General features: G+C 39.6%; 20 protein-coding genes and 1 tRNA gene. 2 read left to right on the top strand and 19 right to left on the bottom strand.

Annotated elements, in window-relative coordinates:
* Positions 1-11: 11 nt before the first annotated feature.
* Both ACWIWK_RS05815 and ACWIWK_RS05810 read right to left on the bottom strand, forming a co-directional pair.
* Positions 12-764: a non-canonical purine NTP pyrophosphatase gene (locus ACWIWK_RS05815; RefSeq protein WP_454151670.1), complete on the bottom strand. Its 753-nt coding sequence runs from the start codon at positions 762-764 to the stop codon at positions 12-14.
* A gap of 32 nt (positions 765-796) precedes the next feature.
* A tRNA-Arg gene (locus tag ACWIWK_RS05810) sits at positions 797-873 on the bottom strand.
* Positions 874-999: 126 nt separating this feature from the next.
* Between ACWIWK_RS05810 and gap the strand changes: the two genes are divergently transcribed.
* Both gap and ACWIWK_RS05800 read left to right on the top strand, forming a co-directional pair.
* Entirely contained in the window at positions 1000-1989 is a 990-nt protein-coding gene (gene gap / locus ACWIWK_RS05805) for a type I glyceraldehyde-3-phosphate dehydrogenase (RefSeq protein WP_454151668.1), read from the top strand.
* 26 nt (positions 1990-2015) lie between these two features.
* Positions 2016-3305 carry a glucose-6-phosphate isomerase gene (locus ACWIWK_RS05800; RefSeq protein WP_454151666.1) on the top strand — a complete coding sequence of 430 codons (1290 nt, stop codon included), beginning with the start codon at positions 2016-2018 and terminating at the stop codon, positions 3303-3305.
* 23 nt (positions 3306-3328) lie between these two features.
* Here the strand turns inward: ACWIWK_RS05800 and ACWIWK_RS05795 are convergent, their stop codons facing one another.
* The 17 genes from ACWIWK_RS05795 to ACWIWK_RS05715 form a co-directional block, all read right to left on the bottom strand.
* Positions 3329-4180 carry a 4-hydroxy-3-methylbut-2-enyl diphosphate reductase gene (locus ACWIWK_RS05795; protein WP_454151664.1) on the bottom strand — a complete coding sequence of 284 codons (852 nt, stop codon included), beginning with the start codon at positions 4178-4180 and terminating at the stop codon, positions 3329-3331.
* 12 nt (positions 4181-4192) lie between these two features.
* Positions 4193-5530 carry a 3-phosphoshikimate 1-carboxyvinyltransferase gene (aroA, locus tag ACWIWK_RS05790; protein ID WP_454151662.1) on the bottom strand — a complete coding sequence of 446 codons (1338 nt, stop codon included), beginning with the start codon at positions 5528-5530 and terminating at the stop codon, positions 4193-4195.
* 14 nt (positions 5531-5544) lie between these two features.
* Positions 5545-7947 carry a phenylalanine--tRNA ligase subunit beta gene (gene pheT / locus ACWIWK_RS05785; RefSeq protein WP_454151660.1) on the bottom strand — a complete coding sequence of 801 codons (2403 nt, stop codon included), beginning with the start codon at positions 7945-7947 and terminating at the stop codon, positions 5545-5547.
* 9 nt (positions 7948-7956) lie between these two features.
* Positions 7957-8895 carry a phenylalanine--tRNA ligase subunit alpha gene (gene pheS, locus ACWIWK_RS05780; RefSeq protein WP_454152038.1) on the bottom strand — a complete coding sequence of 313 codons (939 nt, stop codon included), beginning with the start codon at positions 8893-8895 and terminating at the stop codon, positions 7957-7959.
* 183 nt (positions 8896-9078) lie between these two features.
* A complete protein-coding gene (gene truA, locus ACWIWK_RS05775) occupies positions 9079-9825 on the bottom strand; it encodes a tRNA pseudouridine(38-40) synthase TruA (protein WP_454152037.1) in 747 nt (248 codons plus the stop codon).
* 6 nt (positions 9826-9831) lie between these two features.
* Positions 9832-10863 (bottom strand): LptF/LptG family permease, encoded by a 1032-nt coding sequence (locus ACWIWK_RS05770; RefSeq protein ID WP_454151658.1) that lies wholly within the window; start codon positions 10861-10863, stop codon positions 9832-9834.
* Positions 10856-11512 carry a prepilin peptidase gene (locus tag ACWIWK_RS05765; protein WP_454151656.1) on the bottom strand — a complete coding sequence of 219 codons (657 nt, stop codon included), beginning with the start codon at positions 11510-11512 and terminating at the stop codon, positions 10856-10858. Before ACWIWK_RS05765 ends, ACWIWK_RS05770 begins: the two co-directional genes overlap by 8 nt.
* Positions 11513-11515: 3 nt before the next feature.
* Complete coding sequence (locus ACWIWK_RS05760; protein ID WP_454151654.1) at positions 11516-12148, bottom strand: protein-L-isoaspartate(D-aspartate) O-methyltransferase; 633 nt, start codon at positions 12146-12148, stop codon at positions 11516-11518.
* A gap of 20 nt (positions 12149-12168) precedes the next feature.
* Positions 12169-12915, bottom strand: a complete 747-nt coding sequence (locus ACWIWK_RS05755; protein WP_454152036.1) for a carbon-nitrogen hydrolase family protein — start codon at positions 12913-12915, stop codon at positions 12169-12171.
* Positions 12905-13951, bottom strand: coding sequence for a ribonucleotide-diphosphate reductase subunit beta (locus tag ACWIWK_RS05750; RefSeq protein ID WP_454152035.1), 1047 nt, complete (start codon positions 13949-13951; stop codon positions 12905-12907). Before ACWIWK_RS05750 ends, ACWIWK_RS05755 begins: the two co-directional genes overlap by 11 nt.
* A gap of 47 nt (positions 13952-13998) precedes the next feature.
* Positions 13999-14340, bottom strand: a complete 342-nt coding sequence (locus ACWIWK_RS05745; RefSeq protein WP_454151652.1) for a DUF6394 family protein — start codon at positions 14338-14340, stop codon at positions 13999-14001.
* Positions 14341-14367: 27 nt separating this feature from the next.
* Complete coding sequence (gene secF, locus ACWIWK_RS05740) at positions 14368-15342, bottom strand: protein translocase subunit SecF (protein ID WP_454151650.1); 975 nt, start codon at positions 15340-15342, stop codon at positions 14368-14370.
* A gap of 10 nt (positions 15343-15352) precedes the next feature.
* Complete coding sequence (secD, locus tag ACWIWK_RS05735) at positions 15353-16969, bottom strand: protein translocase subunit SecD (RefSeq protein WP_454151648.1); 1617 nt, start codon at positions 16967-16969, stop codon at positions 15353-15355.
* Between the two features lie 14 nt (positions 16970-16983).
* The gene (yajC, locus tag ACWIWK_RS05730) at positions 16984-17349 is read right to left on the bottom strand and encodes a preprotein translocase subunit YajC (RefSeq protein WP_454151646.1); all 366 of its coding nucleotides are present in this window, start codon (positions 17347-17349) and stop codon (positions 16984-16986) included.
* Positions 17350-17469: 120 nt separating this feature from the next.
* Entirely contained in the window at positions 17470-18840 is a 1371-nt protein-coding gene (gene nhaA / locus ACWIWK_RS05725; protein WP_454151644.1) for a Na+/H+ antiporter NhaA, read from the bottom strand.
* Between the two features lie 21 nt (positions 18841-18861).
* Positions 18862-20442 carry a phosphoglycerate dehydrogenase gene (gene serA / locus ACWIWK_RS05720; protein WP_454151642.1) on the bottom strand — a complete coding sequence of 527 codons (1581 nt, stop codon included), beginning with the start codon at positions 20440-20442 and terminating at the stop codon, positions 18862-18864.
* A 21-nt stretch (positions 20443-20463) separates the two neighbouring features.
* Entirely contained in the window at positions 20464-20931 is a 468-nt protein-coding gene (locus ACWIWK_RS05715) for a hypothetical protein (protein WP_454151640.1), read from the bottom strand.
* Positions 20932-20940 lie beyond the last annotated feature (9 nt).

Raw genomic sequence — 20940 nt, 5'->3', positions numbered from 1 at the left:
CAAAAAACGGACTACATTGCACTTAGGCATAAAGTTTTACGCAAAAACTCTACACATTGTTCTAATGCCATTTTGCGATGCGAAAGAGAATCTTTATTGGGTATTTGGGCGAGCGTTTGTGTATAGCCATCAGGGATAAAGATTGGGTCGTAACCAAAACCCTTGTCGCCAGATTTTTGCGTTACTACCCTGCCCTTTAAAATCCCCTCAAAGTGCTCGCATAATGGATTTTTTACTTCATTTAATTTACCAAAAAGACACATATTTGCCACAAAGGTGGCATTTGAAGATTCTAACCCCCTTAAGCCCAACTCATAAACTACCCGCTCCACATTGATAGAATCTGTGTCTAGCGTGCGTGGAAGAGTGGCTTGATAGCGCACCCAAGTATCCACATTATCATCATCAAAGTGTGTGTGAGGGCTACCACAGGCAAAATTATGGATATTTATGTCTTTAAACCTCGCGCTATACACGCTAGGCGCACCATTTAATGCCTCTATACAAAGTCCGCTGTCTTCACTTAGCACTAAGAAGTTTTTAGTGCTCTTTGCATCGCTAAAATGCTCACTTAATACTTCATATATCGCTTTGGCTTTGATTTTGGCATTCTGTGCGAAAGTGCTTCCGTTTTCAACGATTTCAAAAGGCTTTATAAAATCGCTAAAACTCACAACTTCAATGCCCTTTATCTCATAATGTGAAAAAATATTGTTAATTTCAATGCGCTTATTAACATTTGAAGTGGCTAAAATGATATACATAAGTATCCTTAAGCTAAGTGTCTTTGAGAATCTGGTGTCCTCGGCGGGATTTGAACCCACGACCTCTCGATTAGGAATCGAACGCTCTATCCAGCTGAGCTACAAGGACAAATCACTTAGAATGCAGATTCTACTTACATTTTTCACACAAATCAATATTTTTTTGCCTTTTTGCATTAAAATACCGCTGTAATAAATACATCAAAAAAGACAATCTAAAAACAAAAGGATAGATATGAGTCTAAAAGTAGCAATAAATGGCACAGGACGCATTGGACTTTGCTCTGCGAGAATCATTGGAAATAGAGATGACATAGAGCTTGTGGCGATGAATACCACTGCTGATATTGACACACTTTTACATTTGTTACGCTATGATTCTGTGCACGGACGATATGAAGCACACAAAGTCGATGATAGCACACTTTGCATTGGCAAATCTAAGCGTGTAAAGATTCTAAGCGACAGAGACCCAAGCAAACTTGATTTTAGTGCGTTTGGGGCACAAGCTGTGATTGAATGCACGGGCAAATTTAATGCACTTGATAAGGCAAGTGTGCATTTGCGCGATACAATCAAACGCGTCATTATCTCTGCCCCAGCGCAAAATACCCCGACTTTTGTCTATGGAGTAAATGAACACAACTATAATGGCGAGGCTGTTATTTCTAATGCTTCTTGCACGACAAATTGCCTCGCGCCTATTGCTAAGGTTTTACACGAAAATTTTGGCATACAATCCGCGCAAATGACAACTATTCACAGCTACACCAATGACCAAAATCTCCTTGATGTGAAGCATAAAGATTGGCGCAGGGCGCGAGCGGCAAATCTTAGTATGATTCCCACTTCTACGGGAGCGGCGAAGGCGATTTCACTCGTTATCCCAGAGCTTGAGGGACGATTTAGTGGTTATGCCCTGCGTGTGCCTACACCCGATGTGAGTCTTGTAGATTTAAGCGTGAATCTTAGCAAATCCACAAGCAAAGAGCAAATCAATGCACTCTTTATAGACGCAGCAAGGGCGCGTCCAGATATTTTTTATGTCGATAATGAACAATGTGTATCAAGTGATTTTATCAGCACAAGTTATAGTGCTATAATCGTGCCTGATAAAACAAATGTCGTTGGCGAGAAGTTTGCTAAGATTCTCGCGTGGTATGATAATGAAATGGGATATTCTAGTAGATTGGTTGATATGTGTGTTTATGCACTTTTGCACTAATGTTTAATCTTAAAGAAAGGCAGTAAATGTTGGAATTTGAGCAAGATTTTTACATAGGTTCTTTTGATATAGATACTCCAAATAAACAAATTGAAGCGTTGTTTGCCAAGATATTGCAAGAGCGAGAAGAACAAGCAAGCGGATATTACGCCCTACCCTTTAGTAATCGTGCCTTGCAAGATTGCGAAGAATTTATCCAATCTCGCAAAAAGATTCTCAAAAATCTTAAAAATCTTGTGATTATTGGCATTGGAGGGAGTTCTCTTGGACTTAAAGCCATTGATTGCTTATTGCGTCATAAACCTCATAAAAACACACAACGCCACGATTCACGCCCTAACCTTATATTTTTAGAGCATACAGATGCGCTTATGATTCCACATTTGCTTACAAACTGCAAGCGTAAAAACACACTTTTTATCGCTATTTCTAAGTCTGGGACGACTATTGAGACTTCAAGTCTGCTAAAATATGTCATCAATGAATTTAATCTCTTAGAATCTCATAAAACAAAAAAACACTTAGCCATTATTACAGATGTTGATTCTGCTTTAGCGCGTTTTGCTAAAGAAAAAGACATCGCGCATATCACTATTGCGCCTAATATCGGTGGCAGATTCTCTGTGCTTAGTGCTGTGGGGATACTTCCACTAAGATTGCTCGGCTATGATACATACGCGCTTTTGCAGGGGGCGCAATCATTTATGGAACTCTTTTTTGCACGCAAGGAGGAGCACATTTTATACAAGGCATTCTTTCTTGCAAAAAACCACATTCAATATCCAATGAGCGTGCTTTTTTCTTATTCAAGCATTTTTAAAGAATTTAATGCGTGGTTTGTGCAGTTATGGGGGGAAAGTTTGGGAAAAATTGACAAACAGGGCAATAATGTAGGCTTAAGTCCCATAGGGCTTATTGGGAGCATTGACCAGCATTCATTTTTACAACTTATCGTGCAGGGACGCGCTGATAAAAGTGTGAGTTTTCTTTCACTCTCGCCACACGCTATACCAAAAGATTCTCCAGAAATTCCAAATCTTAGCTTACCACATTTGCAATCCACAGATTTTATCAATAAAGTGAAATTTTGTGAGCTCTTAGAAAAGCAAAAATGCGCGACATTAGAGACACTTCAAGCCCAAAATATCCCTGTGGATAGCATCGAGTTAGAATCTTTAGACGAAGTGAGTGTAGGTGGGCTTATAGCATATTTTGAACTACTTACATCTGCGACAGGTTGTGCGTTAGAGATAAACACTTATGACCAGCCCGGCGTAGAGTTTGGTAAAAAGCGATTGAGGAAAATGTTTAAATAACGCGAGATTCTTAACACAATAATTTACAACGCCACTACTTTTTGCTTCACTCTTTGGATTATCCAATCTGGCGTGCTTGCTCCTGCGGTGATTCCGCATATTTTTTTGTTTTTAAACCACACATTTTGCAATTCTTTTTCATCTTCGACAAGATAGCTATTTTTGCAGTTTTTCTTGCAAATCATTAAAAGTTGTTTTGTGTTTGAGGAATTTTTCCCACCCACGACTATCATTATATCCACTTCTTTGCTTAGTGCGTCTGCGGCATATTGATTCTCAAATGTCGCATTGCAAATAGTGTTAAAAACTCGCACTTCAGCCACACGCATAATAAGATAACTCGCAATTTGCCCAAAAATCTCTGGTTGTTTGGTTGTCTGTGAGATAAGCGCGATTTTCTTGCCTAAACGCAAATGACTAAGCTCCTCCATATTTGCCACTACTTTTACAGCCGATTTAGAATCTTGTGCATTTGATTTTGTATTCGCATAACTTACCACGCCCTTGACTTCAGGGTGTTCCTCATCGCCAAACACGATAATATCATACCCCTTAGCACTCATTTCCTCGACTATCATTTGTGGTTTGCGCACAAATGGACAAGTAGCATCTATGACTTCAAATTTTTGCGATTGCAAACGCTCTAAATCCTTTTTGGGAATCCCGTGAGTGCGCACGATAAGCTGCCTACCCTTTTGGAGATTCTCTAAAGTTTCACTTGTATCGACATTGTAATCCATTTTCAAACGCGTGATTTCTTTTGCATTGTGGATAAGCGGTCCAAGTGTGATAGCATTTTTATGCTCTTCAGCAATTTTGATAGCACGCTTCACGCCAAAGCAAAAACCATAATTTTGCGCCAATCTTACTTCCATAAAATGTCCCTTTTAAGCGTTGTGTATTGTAACGGTTGTAATTTTACCTAAAAGCTCTAAAAAATTAGGAAATGAAGTGTCAATGCACTGCGTATCTGTAATCTTTGCTCCGCATAATAACGCACCAATAGCAAAGCTCATAGCGATTCTATGGTCCCCGTGAGAATCGATAGTGCCAGATTTGAGCTCGCCACCTTGCACGCTAAACCCATCTTCAAATTCCTCGCATTCAATCCCCATAGCACGCAAACCCTCAACCACACTTGCAATCCTATCAGATTCCTTCACGCGCAATTCTTTAGCGTTACAAACCTTGCTTTTTCCGTTAGCACAGGCAAATGCAATAGCCAATGCAGGAATCTCATCAATAAGCCACGAGATATTTTCACTCACATTCACCGCCTTTAGTGGAGCATAGCGCACCTCTATATCGCCAATATCCTCGTAATGCGAGCTTTTGAGATGATAAGAAATCTTTGCTCCCATTTTTTCTAACACTTTATACGCCTCAATGCGCGTAGGATTAAGCAATATATTTTCTATCACCACACAGGAATCTGGCACTATGCACGCAGCAAGTGCGAAATAAAATGCGCTAGAAGGGTCGGCAGGGATTGTGAGTGAAAAGGATTGAAGTTTGGCATTTTTAGGCAACGATTGGAATCGCAGTGTGTGTGATTGCGCATTTTGCGAGGTTGTGAAATTCACTCCCATAGCTTGCAATATACGCTCTGTATGGTCTCTGCTTAAAAGTGGTTCGCTAAAAGTATTTTCCCCGCCACTCTCTCCAGCAAAAAGTCCCGCGAGAATCATTGCGCTTTTTACTTGAGCTGATGAAATTTTGCTCTCATAAGAGAAGTTTTGCAAATGTTTGCCAATGATGGTAAGCGGAGCAAATGCACCACCATCTCGCCCATAAATACTCGCACCAATACTGCTAAGTGGCTCAATAATGCGTCTCATAGGACGAGCATTAAGATATTTATCACCACTTAGGACAAAATACCCCTTAATCCCTGACAAAAGCCCTGTATATAGTCGCATAGCAGTGCCAGCATTGCCACAATTAAGAATATCACGGGGCTCTAAGATTCTTTCATCTATGCAATCTACGCTTTGCGGAGTGAAAATAAAGCTATTTTGTGCGGTTTGTTTAACCTCCAAACCAAGTGATTGGGCGATTTTTAATGTATCAAGTGTATCCTCGCCAAGCAGATAATTTTGCACTTCACACTTTCCATTGCTTAAAAGCGCAAACATAGCCACGCGATGAGATATAGATTTATCTGGGGCGATTGCGTCAAACGCACAATGAAATTTCTTACTCGCGCTTATACTTATATTTCGCATTTGATTCCAACATCTTAAGTTTTAAGTTTGGCATCAAATTTTTGCTCTAAGAGTGCCAAAACCGCATTGGTGGAATCTACCAAATCTTTTTCTTCTAAGGTTTTTTGCATCGATTGCAAGATAAGACGAATGCTTAGTGCAATAACCCCCTTAGATTGAGCATAAACATCCACAGGATAAATATTTTGCAAATGCGGAATCTGTGCTAAAAGCACTGCCGTGCGAATTTTATGGAAAGGAATATCATCGCTAAGAAGCAAGGTCAAATCCCTCTGTGATTTTTGATATTTTGAAAAATCCTTAAAATGCGGGATTTTTGCATATTGCTCATCAAGTAATACCTCACACACAAAGCAATCCTCAATCTCTAAACTTGGGTGCAATTTGCCTATAAATCCTATGCACTCATTGTTTTGAAAAATAAACGCACATTGATATGGGTGCAGTATATGTGGGAATTCCCCATCGCTCTTAAAGCCAAATTTGTTAAATAATTCATCTTTAAGCGGTGTTTGTAAGGCGTTTTGCAAGCTAAACTCTCCAACTGCACTGCAAATTATGTTTGCCACGCTAAATATATCCCATTTTTTGGGTTTTATATTTGGATAGCATTCCTGACTTAGTGCTCCATTTAAAAGCACACAAAGACGCGTGCTCTCCTCTCTTTTAGCATTATATACCGAGCCAATCTCAAAGAATCGAATGTTTTTAAATCCAAGATTCTTATTGCGCTTAGTAGATTCTATCATTGCTGGGATAAGGCTAGTGCGCAAAGTATCCATTTCACTGCTAATTGGATTTTGCAAATCTAGCTCATTTTCTACACACGCAAAGCCAAGAGAATCTAAATGTGCCAAACTAGCAAAGACATAATGCACGCACTCATAGAGCCCGTGCGCCAAAAGAGACTTTGCAACATTGCGTCTATAAGTATATCGTGCGTATGGGAGTGTAAGCTGAAGTTGTTCGCTAAACGCACACGGCTTTGGAGTGATATTATCAATCCCATAGATTCGTAAAATTTCCTCCGCTAAATCCTGTGTATTACTTATATCGTGGCGATATGGTGGCACAGAAGCGATGAAAAAACTTTCACTACCCGTTACTTCTAACTCAAATTTCAATCGCTTCAAAATTGAGCTCATTTCTTCTTTGTCAAGCACATCGCCAATGATATGGGTAATGGAATCAAAGGTTGTTTTAATTTTGTTTTCTTGGTCATATTGGTCAATGTTGTGCGTGCCTGAATACACCAAAGTTTTAGAATCTTGTAACATTGCCCTACATAAAATATTCATTCCTTGCTCTAAGTCTGGATTACTCCCTCGTGTAGAACGATAGGCGATATGTGGCGTGGTTTTTAGTTTGTGGTTATAAATGGCTTCGGCGATAATTTTTGGTGGTGCATAACTTGCCTCTATAACGATAATCTCATTTTTGCAATCAAACTTTGTATCATTGTGGAAGATTCCCACTTGAGAGAGAATCTTATCCTTTGTGCAAATTGTTTCCACACCATTTTTATCCTTTTTGACATAGAGTTGTGCTTCAAGGGAATCTTCATCGCTATCACGCAATCGACACTCATCAAGTTTATATGCGTTAAATATCACTCCACTAAGATACCGCCCATATTCTAAGAAACTCTGCACTACATCATCTTTGAGCGTATCATTAAAGCCTAAAACAAGAGCCACTGAGAGTGGCAAGGAAAATGAATTGATTTGAGCCACACGATACAGCAAGTGCGAGTAAAGTTTGTTTTCGACATTTATCCCAAGCACGCGTCCAAGCCCAAGAGACAAAATATTATCAATGTCGTTAATAGGCTTTAAACGCAAGTCAAAATACGCACTTATATCACGCGCGATTCCTAGCACACTTAGACAATCACCACGATTTGGAGTGATAGAAACTTCAATAGCATAATTATTAAAAAACTCTAAATCGCAAAGTTGCTGCCCTATACTAAACTTCCCAATGCTAGAATCGAGCACCATAATCCCATCATTGATTTTAGGCAATCCTAACTCCACGCTTGAACAAATCATTCCACAGCTTTCTACGCCACGCAGGGTAGTTTTTTTAATTGTTAGCGGTTTAGATTCCTTATTGCTAGCTGGAATAGTCGCGCCCTCTAATGCGACCGCAACAAATTGCTCGGCATCGACATTTTTCGCCCCACAAACAATTTGTAGCACTTCACTCCCCACATCTACTTCACACACGCTAAGTTTATCTGCATTTGGGTGATAAGATTTGCTTATAACCTTGCCCACAACGACTTTTTGTGGAATCTCAAAAACCACCACACTCTCTACTTCCAAACCAATAGTATTAAGTCCAACACAAAGTTTATCTAGTGAGAGAGAAGATATATCTACAAAATCAGAGAGAAGGTGCTTTGTAACAATCATTGCTTCCTCCTAAAATTGTTCTAACACGCGCAAATCGCTCTCAAAGAAACTGCGCAAATCATTCACTCTACTAAGCAACATCGCAAATCGCTCTATACCAAGACCAAACGCATATCCACTTACATTTTCATACTCAACGGCTTTAAACACATTGCTATCCACGACACCACAACCCAGCACTTCAAGCCAGCCTGTATGCGAGCACACGCGACAGCCTCCCTTGCCATTCTCATCGACACCATTGCAAAATACACAGGAAATATCCACTTCTGCACTTGGCTCTGTAAATGGGAAAAAACTCGAGCGAAAGCGCACTCGCACATCGCCAAACATATAGCGTAAAAAATCCTCTAAAATATATTTTAAATTCGCAAAACTCACCTTATCTTTTGAATCCACCACCAACCCTTCAATTTGATGAAACATTGGCGAGTGTGTTACATCATTATCCCTGCGGAACACCGCACCCGGAGCAATAATGCGAATGGGGAGTTTAGCATTTTGCATTGTGCGGATTTGCACGGGGCTTGTATGCGTGCGGAGCAAAAGAGAATCTTTGAAGTAAAATGTATCTTGCATATCCCGTGCTGGGTGATATTTTGGGATATTAAGTGCTTCAAAGTTATGGAAGTCATCTTCTACGAGTGGTCCTGTTTGGAGAGAAAAATTCATATTGACAAAATATTCAATAATTTTGTCCATTACTTGATTGATTGGATGTCCGTTACTTGTGGCTTTTAGTGTGGTAAAAAGCGAGGCATCAACATATTGTTGCTTGAGATTTTTTGCCACCTCCTGTGCGCTTAAGTCTTTTTTTGTCTTTTCAAGAGTGCTTTCAAAATGTGTCTTAAGGGCATTAAGTTCTTTGGCTACATCTTTTTTCACCTCTTCGCTAAGTTCCTTTAATTCAGCAAAGAGCGCGCTTAACTCACCCTTTTTCCCTACCATTTGGATTCTTAGATTTTCAAGTTCTTTTAAATCCTTTATATCTGCAAACGCCTTATCAATGCTTCCTGCAAGTGTTTTAATCTTTTTTTTCAAAACAATCCCTTTCTTTTTAAAAGACTTATCCTCTTAATTTGGCTACACAAATCATAAAAATGCTTATATTGTAGCACAGAATTTATACATTTATAACTTCGAGCTAAATATTTCATACCCAACAGCACTTAAATACAATCCATTTGGACTAATTGGCTGCCAAAATACGCGCTCTTTGGCATCAATTTGTCTAAGCAAATCTGCTTTTGCAATCTCGCCGCGTCCAAAGGCAAAGATTGTCCCTAGCATTAGTCGCACTTGTGCGCGTAAAAAGCCATTTCCGCGCACCTTTACAACCAAGCATTCTCGATAAGTGTAGCAACTTGCGCGAAAAATATGACGCGTATCACTTTTGCTCAGCGTGCCTTGCTTTTTAAAGAATCTAAAATTATGCTCACCTATAAAATATCCTAATGATTCTCGCACACGAGACATATCGCCATAATCTTCAAATCCAACAAAGCGAGCACACAGCACATTTGGCATTTTTTTAGTGGCGACATAACGATATTCTCGCCATAACGCATTATATCGAGGATGGAAATCATTTGGCACTCTCCATATACATTTGCAATAAATATGTGGATAAAGTTTTTGATTGAGCAACTCTTTTAATCGCACGAGATTCCAATGTATTTCACTCTCAAAGCTAATCATTTGCCCACTTGCGTGCACTCCCTTATCCGTGCGCCCAGCATACAAAAGCACTGAATCTATCCCCACGCTTTGTAGCACTTTGCTTAATTTGCCTTCTATCGTGTGTATGTGGGAATCTGGCTGGATAGCAAATCCACTAAACGCACTTCCATCATAAGCAATCTTAGCTAATAATCTCATCACAATTTAATAATATGGCTTAATACTCTTACGATAAAGCAGATAAGAAAGTATAAACCACGCACTAGGGATACACACAATGCCAATAAAAGGAAAATTCTCCGCGCTAATATAAAGCAACACAAAATACAAAATACTCGCACCAATCACATAAAAATACGACATATTAGATTGAAAACGCGGATTAGCCACGCCAAAAACAAGAATCAAAAATATCGAAGATAATGGAAAAAGTGAAAGCATCACACTTTGGGCGAATTTTCGCTTCTTGCTCTTAGAAGAGCCATCAAATGCACTACGCCAATAATCAACAAGTTGATATGCGCTTAGTTGTGGTTCAGCAATCACTTGGTAAATATTCATCAATTCATACCCAATCTTGCGGATTTCTTCCTCGCTAGCGAAATACGCTTCACCATTCTCTAATATCAGCTCAAAGATTCCATTCTCATTTTTTGTGCTTCCATTTTTAGCCACGACAAAGGACTCTGCGCTATCTCGCTTATCAAACCCACCCTGCGAATACAAAATAAGATTCTCATATTTTCGTTTGTCTGCCTTATCGACATACACAAGCCAATTCCCAATCTTTTGCCCGAGCTCTCCTGCGCGCAAATTCACATCTACATCAGCGCGTTTTTTGGAGACAAAGTTGATACTCGCGCTCGATGAGAGTGGGACAACCACCAATGAAAAAACAAACAAAATTGCCGTAACAAGCAAAATAATGGGAGTGAATGCCTTAAGGATTGCAATAGGCTTCACTCCTAATGAAAAAAATACCATTAACTCATAATCATAAGCTAAGCGCGAGATTCCAAGCACTAAGGAAGCAAAAAATGCAATAGGAATGATAAAAGAAATGCTTGAAGGTATCGAATAAGAAAAAAGCGTAAAAAGGTCTAAAAAGTCCATTTTCACCACATAAGTGCGACCAGCAATAGATATAAGCAACACCACAGACGCGATAAATAACAACACCAGCAAAAATGGGAAAAAAAGTTGAGAGAACGACAAAAACAAATAGCGTTTAAACATTCACCCCTCCTATTACGCCTATAAACTCATCTAAAAATTCAGCTCCGCCAAAAAATACCGCACAAACAGCGAGAAATAAAAAACTTACAAATGGAATCTTGCGCCAAATAACGCGTTTTATAGCTTTCACACCAAACGCCACAATAAGCGCAAATACAGAAGCAACAAAAATGCTAAATACACAAAACTTCACTCCAAAAACCATTCCAATGCCACCCAATACGACAATATCTGCTTCGCCAAAAAGTTCTTTTTGCCAAAAAGATTCTAAAAAGACTTTAAGGACAAACAATATTCCCATTATAGCAAAGCCTTGTGTGATTTGCGTAATTTGCATAGAAACTAACTTATCTGGTGTAAAAAAACCTACCATAATACTTATGGATAAAAACACCAAAAGTCCTCCATTTGGCAATGCTAAAAACTCCATATCAACAAGTGCCAACACAAATAAAACTACAAAAAATCCATACAAGAATAGCGAATAACACAAAAAAGCAGAATCTAGAAGCACAAGCAACAACACACAAATACCAAGACATAGCCCAAAAAGCCCATAAGGATTCCAAAAATTTTCACTCAAAAAGCGCGTAGTAAAAAAACTCGCTAAAACACCCACTATGAGCACAGGCACATAGATTTCAAACATACACTATTGCCTTAAGATTCCATTACACACATCGACAAAAAGACATTGTGTAATCACAAGTGGCTTGCTTAACACACCATCAATTTTCACAAAACGCGTGATATGCTGTTTGCCATCTTGTAAAAATGGCATCAAAAGCACACCACCCTCTTTTAACTGCTCGATAATCTTTAGCGGGATACCCTGCGCACACGCGCTAAAAATCACAGCATCATAGGGTGCGTGCTCTTCCCAGCCATCTTGCCCATCACCAAGTTTGCTAAAAATATTATCCGCACTGAGAGCACTAAACCTCTTTCGCGCTTCTAAAAAAAGTCTCTCTATGCGCTCAATCGTGCAAACGCGTCTAAAAAGTTTAGAGAGAATCATCGCCTGATAGCCACTTCCACAGCCGACTTCTAACACACTTTCCCCACCTTGTGGCATAAGGGATTGCGTCATTATCGCCACAGTAAGCGGAGAACTAATCCATTGAGATTGCTCTATTGGCAACGCATCGAGGCTGTATGCTTTGTCTAAAAAAATCTCTGGCACGAAAAATGCCCTATCCACACTTTGCATAGCGTTTATTACTTTTGGCGATAAACGCACAAACCGCTGAATCTCATCTACCATTTTAACCAAATGCTGGGACATTCGCACCTCTTTAGATTTTATTATGAGTTGATTGGGATTCCTGTTTGGATATGTTTGCGCATTTTTGCACTATCACGCAAATCAACTTGCGTGCTTACAATCTCTTTTTTATCATTTTTATATACGATTCCATACGGCGTTATAATTGCACTTCCCTTAGCCATTGTATCATTTGCACCATCACTTGCCACTACAAAGGCTTGATTGCTAATAGCAAGGGCTTTGGTGAGAGTTTCAAATTGCTCTTTTCTCGCCCTGCCCCAAATTGCTGGGACAAAAATAATATCCGCTCCTTGAACGCGCTTCCATAAATCAATAAAACGCAATTCAAAGCAGTTAATCGCCGCGCATTTTATAGAATCCACAAAAAAAGGCAAAATCTCATCTTCGCTTCCAGCTTCAAAGTGCAGATTCTCATCGCCAAGCTCAAAGAGCTTGTGTTTGGATTGTTTGTGTATCACCTCGCCTTTATGAAATACTTTAAGGTTGTTATAAAATTTATTGCGCTTTTTTTCTATCATTGTCGTTACTATGGTGCATTTTTCGCTAGATTCTAAAAGTTTTTGCGTAACAACTTTTGAAAACTCGCTCGCCTCTTCCATTTTTTGATACGCAAACCCGCTAAAAACCACTTCTGGCGTGCAAACAATAGAATCTTGCTCGACATTTTTAAGGCATTCAAGCACTTTTTTTAAATTTAACTCAAAATCTTGTCCGATTTTCACCTGCAAGGCGTAAAGTTTCCTATATGGATTCTTAGAAATCATCAAAATCAATACTCCCTTTTGCGTAATTCGTTACCTTCGCTTCAAAAAAGTTGGTTTTTTGGTCATTAAAGCTTGAAAACTTATCCACCCATTTAATCGGATGTGTGGCGTTGTAGAGCTTTGGTAGCCCTACTCTGCTTAATCGCTCATCAGCAAGGAACTCAATATATTGGCGGATAATATCGCCTGTAAGTCCTAAAATCTGTCCTTGCGTGATATACTCACCCCAAGAAGATTCTACATCTACGGCTTTTTTAAACATTTCTATGACTTCTTCTTCTAGGTTTTTGGTGAATAAATCGGGTCGCTCTTTGCGCACTGAGTTTATCATATTTTGAAAAAGGACTAAATGCGTTACTTCATCGCGATTGATAAATCGTATCATTTGCGCACTGCCAAGCATTTTGCCACTTCTAGCAAGTGTGTAAAAATAGCAAAATCCACTATAAAAATAAATCCCCTCTAAAATTTGATTTGCAAACATTGCTTTAATAAGGTTATATTCCGTTGGGTTGGTGGCAAGCTCGATATACACATCGGCGATATAGTCATTTTTCGCACGCAACTGCATATCCACGCGCCACATATCATAAATCTCCTCTGTATTAGCAGAGATAGATTCCACCATTACAGCATAGCTTTGTGAATGCAAAGCCTCTTCGTAGGCTTGACGCACAAGCACGAGGTTAATTTCTGGGCTCGTCATATAGGGATTGACATTGTCAATCAAATTGTTCGTTTGTAAAGAATCCATAAAAATAAGCTGAGCAAGTGCTCTGTCATAGCCAAGTTTTTCTTGTGGAGCTAATCCACCATTATAATCGCGTTTATCAGCATTCATATTGACTTCTTCTGGAAACCAAGTGTTTGCAAGCATTGTCTTCCATAAATTATATGCCCATTGATATTTAATTTTGTTTAAATCAAACATACTTGTAGGATTCCCGCCAAATATTTTGCGTTCATTCACACCCTCTGTGCTATGTGGATTATAGATTTTCTTGCGCTCGATAAGCGGGCTTTGATTTTCTTGCATTCCCTCTCCTTTGTTTATTGCATTCATATCACTCATTTTTTATTCCTTTAAATTTCCTCTCTCCCATCTTTTATGCTCTCAATAGTAAGGAGCACGAGGGCATAAAAGTTTGCGACCACTGCGCCGATGACTATCCCATATCCTAAGTGCTTCATTCCAAAAACTTGCAAAATGATAAATGCTGCTGCTAAATGAAATATCGCCACCACAAAAGTCGCCAAAATCTCGGCTGATAGAGAGCTTTTTATGCCTATGCGAAAGGTTGCACACAAGAAATTCACACTTGCACATAAAAATAAAATCACAATATTGCCCTCGTATAAAAACTCCACGCCAAGCGTTAGTCCCATCACGCTAAAAAATACAAAAAACACTCTTCCCCAATTCATTTATACCACTCCTTTAAGTTTATTGTGCTATACACGACCATTTTCATACATTGCGCGTAACCGCTCTTTCTCTTGTGCTCTTTTTTTCTTCTCTAGCTCTTTTTGGTAATATGTATCCAAACTAAAGCCAAATACAATCGCTAGTCTTGGTGCGACAAACATTGAGCTATAAGTCGCAATCAACACGCCAGCAAGCATTGGTAGTGAGAATCCTTTGATAATATCCCCACCAAAGAGATAGAGCGTTAAGACAACCAAAAACACCGTTACAGAAGTGAGAATCGTCCGCGAAAGTGTGGCAGAAACCGCCTCGTTAATCACAAAATTCATATCACTCATTCGCTTTGAAAGCATTTGCTCGCGGATTCTATCAAATATGATGATAATGTCATTTATCGAATAACCAATAAGCGTTAGTAACGCCGCTAGCACCTCTAAATTAAAATCAATATCAGTGATAATCACAATGCCAGAGACAATGATTACATCGTGTGCGAGCGTGCAAATCCCAGCAAGAGAGAATCTCCACTCATAGCGAAAAGAAATATATACCATCATTGCCGCTAAGGCAAGCACAATGGCAATAATCCCTTTTTTCTTAAATTCATCACCCACTTTTCCGCTAATGGTATTATCACGGCGGATTTCAAACGCTCCTGTGGATACCAAAAGAGATTGGACAATTTGAGCTACTTGCGCGCTACTTTCGCCAAATTCAGGGAGCTTTAGCAACACTTCATTTGGTTCGCCAAACTCACTTACTTGGAATCCTTTAAATCGCTCATCATTTGAGAGAATCTCTCTAATTTGCTGAATTGGAGCTTTTTGTAAATCGGTGTATTGAATCTGCACAATACTCCCGCCCGCAAAATCAATGCCTAACTTAAAGTCTTTTATCACAATAAGCGCGATTGAAGCAACGCAAAGCACCACAGAAAGAATAAGACCATAGAGGCTATATTTGACAAAATCATAAATCTTTACTTTTTTAAATACTTCCATTGTGCCCTCCTTACTTGCTTAATCCAAGTTTTTGAGAATCTCTTGTCGCATTGCTCACACCAAACCATAGCCATAATGCCTTTGAATGAGCGATTTTTGGCAAAATGGCTTGATAGATTCCGTGTGTGCCGACAATAGCAGTGAGAATCGAGGCAATGATTCCAAGACTTAGCGTAATGGCAAATCCTTGCACCGCGCCTGTGCCATAAGCATAAAGTAAAATAGCGACCAAAAGCGTAGTGATGTTTGAATCAAAAATCGCCCTAGAGGCGTTAGCATAGCCAAGCTCTATGGACTTCGTGATAGAGTTCCCTCCCCGTAAGGCTTCGCGGATTCTCTCATTGATGATAATATTGGCATCGACTGCCATACCGACGGTGAGCACGATTCCAGCCATTCCGGGCAATGTGAGTGTCGCGCCAAAAAGTGCCATAACAGCCACAATAAGCACAATATTAACCAACAATGCCACCACAGCAATGATTCCAGCGACATTGTAATACGCTATCATAAAGATTACTACCAACACAAATCCGCTTATAAGGGCAATCATAGACGCTCTAATACTATCTTCACCCAAACTTGGTCCCACTCCACGCTTCTCTAAGACTTCCATAGAAGCGGGCAATGCACCACTTTTGAGCGTGAGGGCTAAATCTGCAGCGGAATATTTATCAAAGTCTCCACTTATTTGCCCGCTATCAGTAATCCTACTACGAAGCACAGGCGCGGAATACACCTTGCCATCAAGCACGATAGCCAATCGCTTGCCAATATTTTTACCAGAAAAATCCCCAAAGATTCTCGCTCCAGCAGAATCTAGCGTAAAACTCACCACATATTGGTTATTTTGGTCTCTGCTTGGGGAAGCACTTGTGATTGATGAACCATCTAAAATAGGGATTTTTTTTACAAGCAAAAAGCCACTCTCTCCACTAGTAGAAGTGCTCTTAGCAAATGGCAAAATTATATCACCATATTCCTCAGCTTCCAAATCACTCATTAGATTTACTCGTGCGTTGCGCTCCTCATCAACCGCCATAAACTCTAAATACGAAGGCTTGGAGATAAGATTGCGCAACCGCTCCTCTTCTTGCGGTGTATTTTCACCGGGCACTTCGACTAGGATATTTTCCTTCCCCTGCCTTGTAACGCTAGGCTCGCTTAGACCAAAAATATCTAATCGCTTGCGAATTGTGCCGATAGCTTGCTCGATAGCGTCTTCTTTGATTTTGTTGATTTCTTCTTCGCTAAACGATATGGTGTAGATGTTGTTTTCCTCAAGCACTACTAAACCATCAAATTTTTCTAGCATTGCTTGTATTTCTGGTTTATCTTGTGGATTTAACACCTCAAAAGTAAGCTTGTTTGCACGCATTTTTATAGAATCTACTAAAAGTTTTTTGTTTTCACTTTCAAACTTAATGCTTGAAGCTAGACTTGAGAGTTTTGCATTCACCGCCTCTTCACTCTTAACGCCCAAAAGGAGATTAAGCCCGCCTTGTAAATCAAGTCCAAGCGTAATCTTGCGCCCTTGTATATCAAAAAATGACGGCAGGCTAAAAAAGATTCCAAAAATTGCTGCCCCAATAAGACTTAAGAGGCGAAAGTTGATACCCTGATTCATCGCGTCATAATCACTTAGTTGTTTTGCTGTGTATCATCGATTTTGTAAGCGACAAACTCTCTTGAGAGTTTTACTATTGTATCATCATTTAAGCGCACACTAAAGAAATCATCTTCTGGTTTTACCACTTCAGCTATCAAACCACCTGTGGTGATAATTTTATCACCTTTCTTAAGGCTTGTTATCATTTCTTGATGTTTTTTACGGCGAGTGTTTTGTGGGCGCACAATGAGAAAATAAATCAACAAGATAAAAAACGCAATAGGTGCTAATCCTATAAGCGTATCATCAACGCCAGCTTGAGGTCTTTGAGCGGGAATCTCATCAGCTATAAGCACGCACGCACTTATTAAAGTTAAAAAGAACAATTTACATTTCATTTGCTATCCTTTTTGTGATTTAGGTGTGAAATTGTAGCAATTCTTTGCTTAAAAGATTTTGATTTTGCACAAAGAATTGCTACTGCAATCTCTAAAATAGCTACATAAGTGTGCTGTGGGCTAACGCTTTTTTATAAAACTATACACAAACAAAAAAAGCGCGCCAAGAATACCTGCCGTGCTAGAGGCAATCAAAATAGAAATCTTCGCAACATCTTCAGCACTTTGAGAATCTCCCCCACCAAATGAATCAAAAGCAAGATTTGAGACAAAAATCGACATTGTAAATCCAATGCCAGCCAACATTCCAGCCCCAAGAATCTCTGCCCATCGTATCCCCACAGGACGCGCTGCGACACCCAACTTCTCGCTAAGAAATGTAAAAAGCAAAATGCCAATAGGTTTGCCAACTACAAGCCCAAGAAATATGCCCGGTGCGATATAATCCAATCCAAAATCAATGCCACCAGAGAGATTTACTCCTGCGTTACTAAACGCAAAAAGTGGCATTATAAAATACGCACAAAGTGGCTGCAAAGCGTGCTCTAAACGCAAAAGTGGGTTTTGAACATTGATAGAATCTTTTGCCATAGTGCTTAAAATATCCATTTGTTCGCGTGTGAGGAGCACATTTTTTTTATCTCTATCCATTTGCTTAAACTTTTGAGGTAATTCTTCAAAAAGGTTGAGAAACTGCTCGCTTGGCATTTTGGGCTTCACAGGCACACAAAATGCCAAAATAACTCCCGCGATAGTCGCGTGAATCCCACTATGATGCACACAAAACCAAAGCAATCCACCAACCACCAAGTAGATTCCCAAATTTCGCACACCGATTTTATTAAGCACTATGAGGGCGACAACTATGAGTGCTGAAAATCCTAGCCAAACAAAATGCACGCCCTCAGGTGATGGATAGGCTGTGGCTATTATCATAATCGCGCCTAAATCATCAGCCACCGCTAAGGTAACCAAAAACACCTTTAATGCCATTGGCACACATTTACCAAGCAACAAAATCACGCCCAAAACAAATGCAATATCCGTAGCCATTGGGATTCCAAAGCCGTGCCAAGAAGGTGTTTGTGCATTAAGCGCGAAATAAATAATGCCCGGTGCGACCATACCACCAAGTGCTGCAATGACAGGGAATGCCGCTTTTTTAAACCCAGCTAAATCACCAAAAAGCACTTCTCGCTTAATCTCCAAACCAACCATAAGAAAAAAAAGCACCATTAGCACATCATTCACCCACTCTTGAATGCTAAATCCATAGAATCTCTCTTCTCCAATAGAAACTCCAAACCTCTGTGTGAAAAAGTCAAAATATTCTTGAGAAATAGAAGAGTTTGCTACAAACATCGCGCATACCGCGCAAAAAAAGAGCAAAATACCACTAAAAGATTCTGCTTTGATAAAGCCCACAAAGACTTCACTTAGCCTTTTACGCGTAATGTCTTGTAAATATTGTTCTTGTGTGTTTCTTTTCATTGTTGCTTCTTTATTGTAATCTTATACAACGACATATTTTAATCCAAGACACGCTGGGATAGATTCCAACTCGCCTAAAATCGCTTCATTCACATCATCATCGACCACAACCACCGCTAACGCTTCTTTATCTTTGCGTGCCATACGAAAATCTGCAATATTGATATTATGCTTTGCTAAAGTATTTCCCACCATTCCAACGACACCCGGCACATCGGTATTCTTAAAAAATATCATTTTCCCATTTGGCTCGACATCAAAAATAAAGCCATTTACCCCCGTGATTCTTAAATATTTGTCCTCAAACACTGCGCCATCAACGCTGAAACTATCTTGTTGAGAACGCAATGTAACTTGTATATGGCTTTTGTAGGTTTGTGAAATTTCTTTGCCACTAAATTCTACTTCCAATCCTCTCTCTTTTGCCACAAATGGCGCATTAACATAATTGATAGCATCACCCAAACTCGCACTTAGCGCGCCAACCAAAGCAAATGTGCTAAGAGAATCTTTATATGCGCTTACCTCGCCTTGCGCAGTGATTTTTAACGAGCTAAAAACGCCTTTGTTTGCTTGAGCGCAGATAAATGAAAGTTTTTGAATAAGCTCTAAATACATTTTAATGCTTGGTGGTAAATCCACTTCCTTAATGGGCAGATTCAACGCATTTGGATAACTTGAGCCACGAGCGGCTTCTATGGCGGCTTCAGCAGCTTGAATGGCGATTTTTTCTTGAGATTCTAAGGTATTTGCGCCAATGTGAGGCGTTACATAGACATTTGGCAAATCAAGAAGTTTGTTGTCTATGCCGGGCTCTTTGTTAAAGACATCAATGCCAGCCCAACGAATTTTACCGCTCTTTAATCCCTCGAATAAATCATCTTCATTATAAAGCCCTCCTCGCGCGCAGTTTATGAAGATTACGCCGTCTTTACATTTGGCGATTTCTTTTTTGGTTATCATATTTTTTGTTTCATTATTTTTGGGCGTATGAATCGTAATAATATCACAAGCGAGAATCTCATCAAACTTTGTGGTGTATTTAATCCCTGCGTCTAACGCCACTGATGCGCTCACATAAGGGTCATAGGCAAGCACTTCCATTTCAAAGGCTTTAGCGCGTTTTGCTACACGAGAACCAATATTTCCAAAGCCAATCACGCCGAGCTTTTTGCCCTTTAATTCTGTGCCATACCAATCCTCTCTTTTCCACTTGCGCTCATTTTTGAGCTGATGATTTGCTCCCGGGAAGCTCCGCACGGCATTGATAAGATGTGCCATTGTAAGCTCTACTGCAGCTATGGTGTTTGCCGTTGGGACATTCATCACTACTATACCCTTTTTGGAGCAAGATTCTATATCCACATTATCTACGCCCACTCCAGCACGCACGATAGCCCTCACATTTGGTGCAGCCTCTAAAAACGCACTATCCACATCTGTGGAACTCCTCGTAATCGCAACTTCGCATTCTTTGAGATTGTTTAGCAATTCATCTTTTGGCAAAGATGAAAGGTCTTGTGAAGTTATGTTTTTTTGGGATTTTAATAAATCCAAACCACTCTTGTGAATATGGTCGCACACCACGATTTTTGTAGCCATTTGCACTCCTTAAGTTTAAGTTTATTTCATTACATATTGGATTCTGTAATATTGTAAATCTGCCAATAATCGTTCTAATTTAGCTTTATCGTTGATAAATACGAGCAATTTTAAGGCATTGCCACTTTTATAATAAGTGCTATCAAGGCGATTTTGTTTTAGCACTTGAGAGACGCAAAAAAACTTATACTCATCAAGTCCTGTAATCTCAATGCTACGCATTATATCTTGCTCATCGCCATTTAAAAAATCAAACTTCACAAAAAGTTCTGTGGCAGGATATTGAAAGCTATCTTTAGAATCTACACCAAAATTCTCCAACCACACGCTATCGCGTGTGATATTAGACACGGGGATTTGGGCGTCTGGGTATTCTCTTGGCTTGACTTTGGGGTTTATCAAATCCGTCTTAAAATACACCAACGCCGCTACACTCCCAAGTGCAACAAGAAAAAATACAATTCCTATGCTGGAGAGAACTTTCTTCATTCAAACACC

This window comes from Helicobacter sp. 23-1048 (assembly GCF_053654545.1).
The sequence above is the reverse complement of the archived record's forward strand: the minus strand, read 5'-3'. Positions and strand labels throughout refer to the sequence as shown.

What these genes read in the sequence shown, in the direction of transcription:
- ACWIWK_RS05815 (WP_454151670.1), bottom strand. Translation starts at nt 764, where the DNA reads ATGTATATCATTTTAGCCACTTCAAATGTTAATAAGCGCATTGAAATT.
- truA (WP_454152037.1), bottom strand. Translation starts at nt 9,825, where the DNA reads ATGAGATTATTAGCTAAGATTGCTTATGATGGAAGTGCGTTTAGTGGA.
- ACWIWK_RS05715 (WP_454151640.1), bottom strand. Translation starts at nt 20,931, where the DNA reads ATGAAGAAAGTTCTCTCCAGCATAGGAATTGTATTTTTTCTTGTTGCA.
- aroA (WP_454151662.1), bottom strand. Translation starts at nt 5,530, where the DNA reads ATGCGAAATATAAGTATAAGCGCGAGTAAGAAATTTCATTGTGCGTTT.
- ACWIWK_RS05795 (WP_454151664.1), bottom strand. Translation starts at nt 4,180, where the DNA reads ATGGAAGTAAGATTGGCGCAAAATTATGGTTTTTGCTTTGGCGTGAAG.
- ACWIWK_RS05800 (WP_454151666.1), top strand. Translation starts at nt 2,016, where the DNA reads ATGTTGGAATTTGAGCAAGATTTTTACATAGGTTCTTTTGATATAGAT.
- gap (WP_454151668.1), top strand. Translation starts at nt 1,000, where the DNA reads ATGAGTCTAAAAGTAGCAATAAATGGCACAGGACGCATTGGACTTTGC.
- yajC (WP_454151646.1), bottom strand. Translation starts at nt 17,349, where the DNA reads ATGAAATGTAAATTGTTCTTTTTAACTTTAATAAGTGCGTGCGTGCTT.
- pheS (WP_454152038.1), bottom strand. Translation starts at nt 8,895, where the DNA reads ATGGTAGGGAAAAAGGGTGAGTTAAGCGCGCTCTTTGCTGAATTAAAG.
- ACWIWK_RS05745 (WP_454151652.1), bottom strand. Translation starts at nt 14,340, where the DNA reads ATGAATTGGGGAAGAGTGTTTTTTGTATTTTTTAGCGTGATGGGACTA.
- ACWIWK_RS05760 (WP_454151654.1), bottom strand. Translation starts at nt 12,148, where the DNA reads ATGTCCCAGCATTTGGTTAAAATGGTAGATGAGATTCAGCGGTTTGTG.
- nhaA (WP_454151644.1), bottom strand. Translation starts at nt 18,840, where the DNA reads ATGAAAAGAAACACACAAGAACAATATTTACAAGACATTACGCGTAAA.
- ACWIWK_RS05765 (WP_454151656.1), bottom strand. Translation starts at nt 11,512, where the DNA reads ATGTTTGAAATCTATGTGCCTGTGCTCATAGTGGGTGTTTTAGCGAGT.
- pheT (WP_454151660.1), bottom strand. Translation starts at nt 7,947, where the DNA reads ATGATTGTTACAAAGCACCTTCTCTCTGATTTTGTAGATATATCTTCT.
- ACWIWK_RS05770 (WP_454151658.1), bottom strand. Translation starts at nt 10,863, where the DNA reads ATGTTTAAACGCTATTTGTTTTTGTCGTTCTCTCAACTTTTTTTCCCA.
- ACWIWK_RS05750 (WP_454152035.1), bottom strand. Translation starts at nt 13,951, where the DNA reads ATGCAAGAAAATCAAAGCCCGCTTATCGAGCGCAAGAAAATCTATAAT.
- ACWIWK_RS05755 (WP_454152036.1), bottom strand. Translation starts at nt 12,915, where the DNA reads ATGATTTCTAAGAATCCATATAGGAAACTTTACGCCTTGCAGGTGAAA.
- serA (WP_454151642.1), bottom strand. Translation starts at nt 20,442, where the DNA reads ATGGCTACAAAAATCGTGGTGTGCGACCATATTCACAAGAGTGGTTTG.
- secD (WP_454151648.1), bottom strand. Translation starts at nt 16,969, where the DNA reads ATGAATCAGGGTATCAACTTTCGCCTCTTAAGTCTTATTGGGGCAGCA.
- secF (WP_454151650.1), bottom strand. Translation starts at nt 15,342, where the DNA reads ATGGAAGTATTTAAAAAAGTAAAGATTTATGATTTTGTCAAATATAGC.